The organism is Roseofilum halophilum BLCC-M91 (assembly GCF_030068445.1).
Classification (GTDB): Bacteria; Cyanobacteriota; Cyanobacteriia; order Cyanobacteriales; family Desertifilaceae; genus Roseofilum; species Roseofilum halophilum.
On record NZ_JAQPOK010000130.1, the window covers coordinates 35,624 to 48,862 of the forward strand.

Here is a 13,239-nt window from a genome sequence, read left to right on the forward strand (position 1 = left end):
AGCTTATGAAAATTCTCTTATCAGCATTTGCCTGCGAACCGGGACAAGGATCGGAAGAAGGAGTGGGTTGGAATGCAGCAGTTGAGTCCGCAAAACACGATCGCGTGTGGGTGATTACCCGAAAATTTTGTCAACCTGCTATTGAGGCCGAATTAGAGCGGAACCCGATTCCTAATTTACAGTTTCGCTATGTGGAACCGTTCGACTGGAAAGAAAATTTTAAGGGGCGACAAGGGGGGCTGCAACTGCATTATTATCTGTGGCAACTTTTAGCCTATCAAGAAGCTCGTCGCTTGCATGAAGAAGTGCAGTTAGATGTGGTGCGTCATGTGACCTATGTTAAGTTTTGGTCGCCGAGTTTGGTCTGTCTATTACCCGTCCCCTTTATTTGGGGCCCCATAGGCGGCGGTGAAGCGGCTCCTAAACCGTTTTGGCGCGATTTTAGCTTTAAGGCCAAATTATATGAAACGGCGCGGGATATCGCCCAAAAAATCGGGGAAAGAGACCCCTTTACCCGGCTGACGGCGAAACGGAGTGCGATCGCCCTCGTAACTACGGAAGATACGGCCCGGCGGGTTAAAAACATGCCCGTTTCCCAAATAGAACTCTATTCGGAAGCCGGTCTCTCCCAAGCCGAAATGACCCGGTTAGCCTCTCTAGGCGAACCTCCTACTTCTCCCATTCGCTTTATTAGCCTAGGGCGCTTGCTGCACTGGAAAGGGTATCATTTATCTGTCCGTGCCTTTGCCCAAGCCAATTTAGCCGATGCCGAATATTGGCTGTTGGGAGATGGGCCAGACCGGGAAAAACTGGAAGCCTTAGCCAAGAGTTTGGGGGTAGGAAACCGGATCAAATTTTGGGGCAAACGTCCCCGCGAAGAAAGCCTAGAGAAACTGGGACAATCCCATGTCCTGGTGCATCCGAGTTTACATGATTCTGGGGGATGGACTTGTCTGGAAGGCATGGCTGCGGGTCGGCCGATTATCTGTTTAGCTCTTGGAGGGCCGAATACCCAAGTCACCAAAGAAACTGGAATTAAAGTGCCAGCGCTCAATCCAGATCGAGCCGTCACCGGGATAGCAGAAGCGATGAAGCAACTGGCCCAAAACTCTGAACTCAGAGAAAAATTAGGACAAGCTGGACAAAAACGGGTGCGTGAAGTCTACGATTGGGAAATTAAAGGGCAATTTTTTGCCCAACTCTACAGAAGGGTTGCTAAACAAGAATCACCGTTATTAAATTCAAACTAATCATGAGTATCGCGATTATTACTGGTTCTGCGGGTTTAATTGGCTCCGAAGCCTCTAAATTCTTCGCCCAAAAGGGCTTAGAAATTGTTGGTATTGACAACGATATGCGCCGCGTCTTCTTTGGGGATGATGCCTCAACAACCTGGAACCGCCAGAGATTAGAGCGTTCTTTAGGCAAACAGTACAAGCACTTAGATTTGGATATTCGCGACCAAGAGGCGATCGCCAAACTCTTCCAAGACTACAGTAAAGATATCGCCCTCATTGTCCATACCGCCGCCCAACCCTCCCACGACTGGGCCGCCCGCGACCCCCAAATGGACTTCACCGTTAACGCCAACGGAACCCTAAACTTACTCCAAGCGACCCGCGACTTTGCCCCCCAAGCCCCCTTTATCTTCACCTCCACCAACAAAGTCTACGGCGACACTCCCAACCGTCTGCCCCTCATCGAACAAGACACCCGATGGGAAATTGACCCCGAACATACCTACAACACCGGCATTCGGGAAGATATGTCCATTGACCAAACCACCCATAGTTTATTCGGCGCGTCCAAAGTCGCTGCGGATGTGCTGGTGCAAGAATATGGTCGCTATTTCCAGATCCCAACCGCCTGTTTTCGCGGCGGATGTCTCACCGGGCCGAACCATTCCGGAACCCAACTGCACGGGTTTCTCGCCTATTTAATGAAATGCACTGTGACTGGCAAACCCTATACCGTCTTTGGCTACAAGGGTAAACAAGTGCGGGACAATATTCACAGCGCCGACTTAATCAACGCCTTCGATGCCTTCTTCCAAGCGCCGCGAGTGGCCGAAGTTTACAATACCGGCGGCGGGCGTTATAGCAACTGCTCCATGCTCGAAGCGATTAAGATTTGTCAGGAAATCACGGGCAAGGAGTTAAATTGGACATATTCGGAAACCAACCGCATTGGCGATCATATCTGGTGGATCAGTGATAATGCCAAGTTTGCCAACCACTATCCCAACTGGAAACACCAGTATGATGTGCCCCAAATCTTGCGGGAAATTTACGAATTTAATCAAGAACGTTGGGAAAAGGAGACGATCTAAATGATTGATGCTGGCAAGCGGAATATTCTGGGCGTTCTGGTCAATATCATTGATTATGAAGGAGCAGTAGAGCTAATTATTCAAGCCGCCAAAGAAAAACAGGGGCTATCCGTTTCTGCCCTAGCGGTTCATGGCGTAATGACCGGCGTTCTGGACAATACCCACCGCTTCCGGCTCAATCATATGGATTTAATTTGTCCCGATGGGCAACCGGTGCGTTGGGCGCTGAATTTTGTTCATAAAGCGAGATTATCTGACCGGGTATACGGCCCCAATTTGACCTTGAGGGTATGCGAGCAAGCGGCTCAGGAGGGGCTGCCCATTTACCTGTACGGGTCTCGGCAAGAGGTTTTAGACGCTTTTGCTCGGAATTTGGGCGATCGCTATCCTCAGCTCAAAATTGCCGGGTCTCAGCCCTCCCGCTTCCGGCAAACCACCGCCGAAGAGACGCAGGAAATCGCCCAAACCATCAAAGATTCTGGAGCTGCCATCACCTTAGTCGGTTTAGGCTGCCCTCGCCAAGAAGTTTTTGCTTATGAATACCGCGATCTCCTCTCCATGCCCCTTTTAGCCGTAGGTGCAGCCTTCGACTTCCATGCCGGACTTCTGCCCCAAGCCCCGCCCTCCCTGCAAGCCGTCGGCTTAGAATGGCTCTATCGCCTCATTCAAGAACCCAAACGACTCTGGAAACGCTATGTTTTTCTCAATCCCTATTATGTTTGGCTCTTAAGCTTACAAATTTTGCGTTTGCGTAAATTCGATCCAGATAGCGCCACTCCCCCCGAACAGGAATTACGCTATGGTTAACCTCCCAAGTTTTGTTTTTTTGGCACTTTCTGATGAACCTTAATCTTTTATTGAAATGGCTTAAAAAATATTCGCCCTATGGGTTTGTTGTCACATCTACTCTAATCGCCTATGGGTATTTGTTTCCTTCATCAAACTTAACAACTCATATCCCTTATATTCAATCTCTATTAAATCCAGAACTATACAAGTTTGATTTTTATGTTCAAGAAGCACTTCAGTTTTCTCCTAGATACTACTATCAATTACTGATTACTTCAACCATCAATTTGGGTATAAGCTTGCCCTACACTTACTTTATTTATTATGTCATCTCTTTAGCTTCTTTCATCTTTGGTTTATATGCCTTAGGCAATAAATTTGGTCAATCCAAGCTATCCGCAGGTGTACTAGCTTTTTTGTGCTTAAGCAGTATTGACGGAACAATTGGCAGTGTTGATTTATTTAGAACAGAGCCGATTCCAGCTATATTTGCAATGGGAATGACAATATGGGGAATTTATTTTTGCTTTTGTAAAAAATGGTTCTTTGGATATTTACTGTTTGGAATTGCATGTCTTTTGCAATTTTTAGTTGGACTATTACCTGGATTAATGATGAGTGTCATCTTATTTAAGGATACTAGAAAAGATCATAAATCTTGGACAACAGTAATTTGGCCAATGTTAACGTTAGTATTTTTTGCTTCTTTAGTTTACATTCCTATGAAGCTGATCGATAATACGGGTACTGATATTTTTAATTCTGCTGAATTCATTCATATTTATGGTTATATTCGCCACCCACATCATATTATCCTCTCTAGCATCAATCCTAACAAATGGAGTAATTTTATATTCTTCATATCGGCAGGAATATTGTTTATTAAAAGTTCAAAAACTTTAAAACCAGAAGAAAAACTAAATTTACTTACTATTATCACCTTATCTTTGTTGTCTTTGTTTCTGGGGTATATTTTTGTAGAAATTTTTCCTGTATCGTTATTGGCAAAATTGCAGTTGGCTAGAACTACACCATTTGCACAACTTATGGTTTTTATAGTAATGAGTGCTTTAGTCAACCAATATTATAAGGAAAAAAATTGGTTAATAACGGTGATATTGATATTAATACCAACCCTTCAAGACGGTAGTATTATCTTATTCATGGTCGCTGTGTTGATATCAACACATAACTTAAAAATCAAGAATAAAAAGTTATTATTGATATTAACAGTATTAACCTTTATTTATTTTTCTATTATCTATCCAAGCCTTGATTTTTCCTATACCACATTCAAATCTATTACCTGGAAGTTATTACTATTTATCAGTTTGACTTTTCCTTTTATATTAGAGGAATTTATTCGTCCAAAATCAATAAAATATTTATCAACCTTTCTCCTCAATTGCTTTTCTTGTACTTTGTTAATTTTGGGCTTAACTAAAATAGCGCCACAAAAATTTTTATACTCATTTGAAAATAAAATAAAAATATATCAAGTATGGAATAATAATTTAACTAAGTTAGCTGTACGATTTAAAGATAAATCTTCACAAGATGCTCTGATTTTAGTTCCTCCTTTTGAAGATGGTTTTAGGTTGCATTCCCAACGTTCTGTTGTCGTGACATTCAAAGGATTTCCTTTTACCGATCGAGGGATTCAAGAATGGCTAAATCGAATGACAATCATATTAGGCCCAATAGAATATCCTATTTCTTTAAGTACAGTAAACTCACTCTACAGTCATCGTAGTTCTTCTGATTTATTTAGAGCAGCTCAACAACTACAAGCTGAATATATCTTAACGAAAAAAGACTGGCATAATCAAGTTGATGGAGTCGTTTTCGATCAAGAAGGAGAATGGATTATCTATAAAGTTGATATCAATAATAGTGATTAGAAAATCCAGCAATGGCAATTAGTTTTAATACGCTCCTCTACGTCCCAAGACTACTTGCACCGTTTTCAATAAGATCTCAAAATCTAGGGCTAACGACCAATTATTGATATAAGACATATCCAACTTAAAGGCATCTTCAAAATTTTTAATATCCGATCGCCCCGAAACTTGCCAAAGTCCAGTGATTCCCGGTAAAACATTGTGGCGCATAAAGTGGTGTTCGGCAAATCCTTCCACATCTCGCAAAGGCAAAGGGCGAGGGCCAACTAGACTCATTTCCCCAATCAAAACATTCACAATTTGGGGCAGTTCATCTAAGCTATAGCGCCGTAAAAACTTACCGACTCTCGTAATTCGGGGGTCATCTTTCATCTTGAATAGAACTCCCCCTTTAATTTCATTTTTCGCTTCGAGTTCCTTCATCAACTGATCGGCATTAATCACCATCGTCCGGTATTTCCAGACCTTAAAATGCCGCCCTTTCAAACCCATCCGAGTTTGCTTAAAGAAAATGGGGCCAGGGGAATCGAGTTTAATGGCGATCGCCAGAGCGATAAATATAGGACTTCCTAAGAGTAAAATCAACAATGAGACGAAGACATCAAACGTCCGCTTTAGCCAAAAATCACTCCCTAACAAACCGGGCGGCTGAAACTGAATACTCGGCATTCCGCCAATCATTTCAATCTTGGGATTATGATGGGGTACTTCTAGACCAATGGGCAAAATTCTCAAAGCAATGCCTGCATTTTTTAGACTCCAGTATAGGGGCATGACACTACCCACCACATTCCAGGAACAGAAAAAAACTTCACCTACCCCAAGGGATTGAATTTCTTCCAGAACGTGAGACCATTGATTGGTCTGTTTTTGTAGAGATAAATCTAGTTGTCCTGCAATCGTAAACTCTTTGTTGCTATCTAGTTTTAGGGCAATTTTAGCAATTAAGGTATCTTTAGGATTGCCTATTAGGAAAATCCGACGAGGCACTCGACCATGGCGACGAAGAGTGGTAATGGTTGCTTCGGCAATTAACCGTCCGGTTCCCACATACAAGATCACAAATAACCAGGATAGGAAGAACATCGACCGAGAAATAATCAGACCCGGTTGATAGATAAAGGCAATGACAATTAAGACCCCTTGAGCAAAGGTAATACTTCTAAGTAAATGACCCAACTGACGACGACTACCGCGATCGCCATATAATCCTCCTGTAGCGATCATCCCCAAGGTAATCCATAAGATTGGAAATAGAAATCCGGGCTGCTCTGGAGTATTAGCCAATAAATGAAAGGAGGGAACATGATCTAACCACTCGACTTGTTCTACAATCACCTTCGCGCTCTTCCAAGCCAAGGAAATCATCACCGTATCTAAGCACAGAAACGCTATAATTCTCAGCCAAGCCGCAATTATACCTCGTCGCAGACCCACAATCGTGGGAACCCGCAAATCAACATGACCCTGGGCTGATTGATGGGTTTTGTAAGGAGTTTGGGGCAGATTGTCTGACATAATTTAACCTTGGCTGCCGCGATCGCAGATGGAATCTTGAGTTTCAACTGAATGATATCCGGAAGTAGCTCTAATTTTACCATTCTCAAGATCGCTTGTCCAAAGGTTAACCCTCCCCTTTCAATCATTGGGGGGTTATGGGTATTTTTTATTTGTCTCGAATATAATCTCTAGGAGGCGATCCCTACCAATAGCCGCGATCGCCTCTTGGAGTTGCATGGTTTTTCCCCATCTGTTAACGGCAAATCTGTAATTGTGAATATCGGCTATTTTGACACAATTGCTGAAAAGCTTGGGTGATTTGAGGATACTGCATGGGATTTTTTCCATACATCATAGTCATTTGATGAAACTCTTCTGGGGACAAATCATGCTCTTCTAAAACCGTTTGTGATTGACGACAAAAATTTTGTAAATAGCCAATCATATCTTGGGAAATTCCCGCCGTATTACTCACGGTTCCTGCCTCTAGGTTACAATCAAAAACAGGTCTATTGCCTGTGGAGACCAGTTGTCGAGTATTTTGTAGAGCCGTTTCACGAGCCAATTCAATTTCCAAAACCGATCGCACAAAGTTGGACATTTGTACAGGAGAATTAAATTGAGCTTGTGCGGTATTCGCTCCAGCCAACCCTCCACATACCGATAATAGAGTGGCGATCAACGTCCGGCCAATCCATTGACGACCCAACCTGAATTGACCAGAAGACCGAAGTAGCAATTGAAAATTAAAGGAATTATTCATGATGGCGCTTTGAAAACACAAGACTATCAACTCTTTTGAATTCTTTAAGGAGGGTTAAGTTCCAGATCGACCTCAGATTGTACAGGTATACTCTATGGAGATTGATCCCCATTTTACGTTAAGACTTCCGATAGAGCTGACACATTTGGATAACGTGAGTCTGAAGAAGATCCCGTTCCGGTCTTCCTTGCTTGAGTCCCCACTCCAGGGAGAGCAAGAGAGGTAGAGTCTGCTGTAATGAGAGCAAAGGGAGCGATCGCACCTCTTTTTTGAGAAAATAGACCCGTTTAGGATTAGCCACCTCAGCAGCTTGGGCAATTTGGCGATCGTCGCGTTCCCCACTCTCAACCATCAATTTAACCCAACACCAGGTGCGAAACTGACCCACCAGAGTCGCTACAATCCTTAAAGCCGGTTCATTCCTGTGCAACAGACCCTCAATCAAACTTAAACTCCGATCCACCTCACCTTTAGCGATCGCCTGAGCCAATTCTAAACTCGTTTGCGTATTCGAGACCACCAACCGCTCCACATCCCGGTCATTCAACACCCCACCCTCCGGATGATATAGAGCCAACTTCTGCAACTCATTCACCAACCGCCGAGTATCATTACCCACCGACTGACTCAAAACTTCCGCCCCTCCCTGGGTTAATTTCACCCCCTGTTGACTCGCCATCTCCTGAACTCGTTGAAGCAGCAAATCCGTTTTCCACGGCGGAATCAAGGAAAATTCCCGAAATTCAGCATACTTTTGCATTAATTTCGTCACCTTCAACCGTTGATCCGGTTTTCCCGCCACCGTCAGTAACAGCACGGATGATTCTAACAGAACCGGTAGAGTACGCTCTAACTCAGTTAATAGACTCCCAGAAGCCTGCTGAAATAGCCCAGTATTCACCAACCAGACCAACCGATTTCCAGCACCAAAAGGCGGAGTCATCGCTTGGTTTAAGGCTTCCATCACACTACCCGGCTGATCCCCTAAAACCTCAGTATAATTAAACGACACCCAACTCGGATCGAGCAGGCGATCGCGTAACTGCCTCACCGCCTGCTCCATCGCAAACTCATCATCTCCCCAATACACATAAATCGGCATTAACCCAAACCATGAAACGTCGAAACCTACTCAGTAAAATCGCCCTAGGCACAGCCAGCACCTATACTATCACCGCCTGTCAATCCCCCAACCCTCCTGAACCCAATCCTGAACCTACCCCCAGCCAACCCCTCATTCGCTGGCGCATGGCCACCAGTTGGCCCAAATCCCTAGATATCATCTTTGGAGCCGCAGAAATCCTCTGTCGGCGCGTCGAACAAATGACCGAAGGCCGGTTCACCATCACCCCCTATCCTGCCAATGAAATTATTTCTCCCCTACAAATTCTTGATGGTGTCATTGCAGGAACCGTAGAATGTGGCCATACCAATCTTCTCTTTTCCTTCGATCGCAATCCTGCCCTAGGACTCATTTCTGGCCTGCCCTTTGGCATGAACCTTCCACAGCATAATGCTTGGTTTTTTCATGGAGGAGGACTAGAGGCCATGCAAAAAATCTATCAAGGTTTTGGTGTGAATACCTTTCCCGCAGGTAATACCGGTCTCCAAATGGGAGGGTGGTTTAATCGCAAAATTAACAGCGTTGATGACCTCAAGGGCTTAAAAATGCGAATTCCCGGTTTAGGCGGTAAAATCCTGGAAAGGCTCGGCTGTGAAGTCCAAGTCTTACCCGGAGATGAAATTTTTCCCGCCTTGGAACAAGGCAAAATAGATGCTGCCGAGTGGATTGGGCCCTATGATGATGAAAAACTAGGACTGAACCGCATTGCCCCTTACTACTACTATCCCGGTTGGTGGGAACCCTCATCGGTGCTGATTGCCTTAGTCAATCGTAGCCAATGGGATCGGCTCCCCAAATCCTATCAAGAAATTTTTCGTTCTGCGGCTCTAGAAGCCTATTTTTTAACCATCAGTCGATATGATGCGGCCAACGGAGAAGCCTTAGAACGAATGATTTTAAGTGGCACTGAGTTACTCCCCTACAGCCAAGAAATTCTAGAAGATGCCTACTCAGTCGCCTTAGAACTTTATCAAAAATATGCCTCAGACAGTGAAGACTTTGCTAGAATCTATCAACAATGGAAACAGTTTCAATCTTCAATTGTTAACGGGTATACAACCAATCAACTGACCTATTCCAATTTTATATCAGAGAGAGAGAAAATCAATTAAGTATTTCTTGATTAAAATTGATCTATTTATAACTTTTTTTCTCAGTTTTTCCTTTAAAAAAACCATCATGGCTAATCAAATTACTAAGCATTTTCAAGGGTTAATTCCTAAGATACTGAAAATCCTGAAAATCAAACAACTCACCATTAAAGATAAACTGAACTTGGCTTTTGGTGGATTAATCGGAGCCACCTTTGTGATTATGGGCGTAAATTATTGGAGCAGTGTACAAGCAACATTAAATATTAACCGGACGCAAGAATTACGAATGCCGATCGCCCTTTCATCTTCGGAAGCACAAAGTAACTTGTTAAAAATGCTCTCCAATGTACGGGGATATTTGGTGACGGGAGATTCAAGATTTCGAGATCAATATCAAGAATCTCGACATGCATTTGAAGAAAATTTAGCAGAAATGGAGGTTTTATTTCAACAGTGGCAAGTGCCGATACAACTGGAGCAGTTAGAAAATTTACGCAGTTTTTATCAGATTTGGTCGGAATTACCCCCCTATTTATTTGACTTAAAAGACAATCGATTGCAAAGCGAACCGGCGTTTCGTCTTTGGCAAGAAGAAGGAGAAATACTCACGCTTCAAGTTTTAGCAAAAATCGATCAAATGATTCAAGAACAAAATCAAAAGTTTTTATCACCAAGCAACCTAGAGTTGCTCCAGGAGATGATGAATTTAAAAATAAATTTTTCTTTGTTGATTTCTGATGTTAGCAATTATATCACAACTCGCCAAGATAAATATCGCTTTGATTACACCGGTCATTCTCGAAAGAGTAAAGACAGTTTGGATTTTATTCAGTCACGCTCTGATTTATTGAGCCAAAATCAAGAAAAATCTCTCAGAGGAATCTTGACAAAAGTATCTAATGTAGAGACAACTATAGAAGAGTCTTTTGTGATTATGGATGGCGATCGCTATCGAGAAGATCTGTATGTCTATCAAAGTAAAGCAGAACCGATCGCCAAAGAAATGCTGATCGTTTTAAATTATATCGCCCAAACTCAAAAAGAACAATTTACATCGGAATTGAAATCTGGAGTTTCTCGCCTCAACTCCTCTCAACTACAAACCCTAATTGGTTCTATATTTATTCTGGTTTTAGGGATATTAATGACTGTCATACTACGCAAAAAGATATCCGATCCAATTCAGAAATTAACTGAAGCAACCAGTGCGGTTAGAGCCGGAAATCTGGATGTAAAAGCATCAGTATTTTCTGGGGATGAAATTGGGATTTTAGCCAAAACATTTAATGAGATGACAAATTCCTTGAAGGCTTCGCTCAACACTTTAGAAAAGTACAATCAAAACCTGGAATTTGTTGTAGAAGAACGGACAGAAGAACTGCAATTAAAAAACCAAGAACTACAATCTACACTACATAACTTAAAAGAAACTCAATCCCATTTAATTCAAGCTGAAAAAATGTCAAGTTTAGGGCAAATGATTGCCGGGATTGCCCATGAAATCAATAATCCAGTCAGTTTTATTCAATGTAATCTTTCTCCCCTAACTACTTATTGTCAAGATTTACTCGACTTAATCCAAGATTATCAAAAATCTTATCCAGACGATGTGCGACTCGCAGAAAAAATCGAGGATATTGACCTGGAATATATTGAGGAGGATTTGCCCAAACTGGTTGAATCCATGAATATGGGAACCCATCGTATCCATGAAATTATTTTATCTTTAAAGAATTTTTCTAGAATCGATCAAGCTAACTTGAAAGAAGCTGATATTCATGAAGGAATTGAAAGCACGTTATTGATCTTACAGCATCGATTGAAATCGGCTAGAAATAACGGGAGAACGATTCAGCTCCAAAAAGAATATGGAGATTTGCCCTTGGTTGAATGTTATCCAGGGGAACTCAATCAAGTCTTTATGAATATTTTAGCGAATGGCATCGAAGTTTTAGAATCTGAAATTGTAGATTCTAGGGTAGATGTCGATCCGAGGGGTGTAGAAGTCGAAGAAGGCATTTTAAGAATTCATACCGAATATCATTCGTCAGCAGACATAGTTATCATTCAAATTCAAGATAATGGGCCGGGTATGGAGTCGCAAACCGCAGAAAAAGTATTCGATCCCTTTTTTACGACTAAACCCGTGGGTAAAGGCACTGGTTTAGGGCTATCAATTAGTTATAAAATCATTGTTGAACACCATAAAGGAATGTTAAAATGTTATTCAGAACCCGGTCAAGGAGCTAGGTTTGAAATTGAAATTCCTGTTCATCAAGGCTTGACATTATCCCCAAATGAAAATCAGACATTGGGTGAAGGGAGTCTAGCTTCAACGGGAAATGGGTGATTAATGATTAAAGTTGGAATTTATGGTTGATTTTCTCTTAAGCACAACCCCTGAACAGCCGATTTCTGCTCCGTTAGAAAGCGCCTTAAACTCGATCCGCAACCAGTTACGGGAAGGGCAAAGACAAATGGCGGACTGGGAAGGGGGAGAGTTGGCGGTTTCGGCTGTGCCGGGATCGGGGAAGTCTACGGGGATGGCGGGTGCGGCGGCGATCGCCATTGCCAAAAATCGCCTCCATACCTATCATCAATTGGTGGTGGTGACGTTTACCCGTTCAGCCGCAGCGAGTCTGAAGAGCAAAATTCGCCGCCATCTGCAAACTTTGGGTTTACCCTCGACGGGATTTGTGGTGCATACGCTCCATGGGTTGGCTCTACAAATTGCCACGCGCCATCCGGAACTCTCGACCCTTAGTTTAGACGCGCTCACTCTTATTTCTCCTAACCGATCGCACCAATTGCTGCGCCAAAGTGTGGAATACTGGGCCAATAGCCATCCCCGACTCTACCAAAGGCTCTTGGAGGGCAACCAGTCGGACGGCGAAGAAACGGAACGGTTGCGCCGTCAAGGGGTGCTGCGGACTGAAGTTTTACCCCACTTAGCTTATACTGCAATTCACGAAGCCAAAAGCTCTGGGTTATTGCCCTCGGATCTGTTGGAGGTGGCGCAAATTCAGGAGAGCGAAACCCTAGGAGAGGACTACCCGATTTTACGCATGGCGGCGGGACTCTACGAAACCTATCAGCAACAACTGCGATCGCGCTCTTTAATTGATTATGATGACATGATTCTGGGAGCCTTGCGGGTTTTGGAAGATGTGGGCGCAAGACGGTTATGGCAAAATCAGGTGTTTGCGGTGTTTGAAGATGAAGCCCAAGACTCTAGTCCCCTGCAAGCGAAATTACTAGAAATTTTAGCCCAACAGGATTGTGATTCTGTAGGGGCGGGTTTGAAACCCGCCCCTACAGGTGACGGAAATGGGGATAAACCCACCATTAACCTGATGCGAGTGGGCGATCCTAACCAGGCCATTAACTCCACCTTTACGCCAGCCGACCCCATCTATTTTCGCCAATTTTGCGATCGCCAGCGAACCCAAAACCAACTCATCGCCCTCGACTGTGCCGGGCGCTCTAGTCCCATTATCCTCGACGCTGCTAACTTCATGCTCCAATGGGTCAACCGGCATATTCAAAACCATTCCAGATCTGTAGGGGCGGGTTTCAAACCCGCCCCTACCAAACCCCCCCCAACAAAAACCCCCCCCAAAAAAACCCCCCCCAAAAAAAAACCCCAAACCCAAAACCAACAACAAAATAAAAACCAAACCCCCCCAAAACCCCCAACCCCAGCCAAACCAACCCCCCCACGCAAAACGTTTTAAACAAAA

General features: G+C 43.5%; 9 protein-coding genes and 1 pseudogene. 7 read left to right on the plus strand and 3 right to left on the minus strand.

From position 1 onward, the window contains the following. Positions 1–5: 5 nt before the first annotated feature. From PJF56_RS17080 to PJF56_RS17095, 4 genes are read left to right on the plus strand one after another with little or no spacing between them, the layout of a single operon-like run. A complete protein-coding gene (locus PJF56_RS17080) occupies positions 6–1,250 on the plus strand; it encodes a glycosyltransferase family 4 protein (RefSeq protein ID WP_283763903.1) in 1,245 nt (414 codons plus the stop codon). A 2-nt stretch (positions 1,251–1,252) separates the two neighbouring features. After that, positions 1,253–2,329 (plus strand): NAD-dependent epimerase/dehydratase family protein, encoded by a 1,077-nt coding sequence (locus PJF56_RS17085; protein ID WP_283763904.1) that lies wholly within the window; start codon positions 1,253–1,255, stop codon positions 2,327–2,329. Further along, positions 2,330–3,136: a WecB/TagA/CpsF family glycosyltransferase gene (locus tag PJF56_RS17090; RefSeq protein ID WP_283763905.1), complete on the plus strand. Its 807-nt coding sequence runs from the start codon at positions 2,330–2,332 to the stop codon at positions 3,134–3,136. 32 nt (positions 3,137–3,168) lie between these two features. After that, positions 3,169–5,019, plus strand: a complete 1,851-nt coding sequence (locus PJF56_RS17095) for a DUF6798 domain-containing protein (protein WP_283763906.1) — start codon at positions 3,169–3,171, stop codon at positions 5,017–5,019. Positions 5,020–5,043: 24 nt separating this feature from the next. On the opposite strand, the gene PJF56_RS17100 is transcribed toward PJF56_RS17095, so the two are convergent. From PJF56_RS17100 to holA, 3 genes are all read right to left on the minus strand, one after another. Beyond that, entirely contained in the window at positions 5,044–6,537 is a 1,494-nt protein-coding gene (locus PJF56_RS17100; protein WP_283763907.1) for a sugar transferase, read from the minus strand. Between the two features lie 235 nt (positions 6,538–6,772). Continuing rightward, positions 6,773–7,282 (minus strand): DUF4168 domain-containing protein, encoded by a 510-nt coding sequence (locus PJF56_RS17105; RefSeq protein ID WP_283763908.1) that lies wholly within the window; start codon positions 7,280–7,282, stop codon positions 6,773–6,775. Between the two features lie 118 nt (positions 7,283–7,400). Then, positions 7,401–8,384, minus strand: a complete 984-nt coding sequence (gene holA / locus PJF56_RS17110; RefSeq protein WP_283763909.1) for a DNA polymerase III subunit delta — start codon at positions 8,382–8,384, stop codon at positions 7,401–7,403. An 11-nt stretch (positions 8,385–8,395) separates the two neighbouring features. Here holA and PJF56_RS17115 point away from each other — a divergent pair, with 11 nt between their 5' ends. The 3 genes and pseudogenes from PJF56_RS17115 to PJF56_RS17125 all read left to right on the plus strand — a co-directional run. Then, positions 8,396–9,517, plus strand: a complete 1,122-nt coding sequence (locus tag PJF56_RS17115) for a TRAP transporter substrate-binding protein (RefSeq protein WP_283763910.1) — start codon at positions 8,396–8,398, stop codon at positions 9,515–9,517. 67 nt (positions 9,518–9,584) lie between these two features. Next, a complete protein-coding gene (locus PJF56_RS17120; RefSeq protein ID WP_283763911.1) occupies positions 9,585–11,849 on the plus strand; it encodes an ATP-binding protein in 2,265 nt (754 codons plus the stop codon). 22 nt (positions 11,850–11,871) lie between these two features. Continuing rightward, positions 11,872–13,131: pseudogene (locus tag PJF56_RS17125) on the plus strand (UvrD-helicase domain-containing protein); the annotation flags it as partial. Between the last annotated feature and the right edge of the window lie 108 nt (positions 13,132–13,239).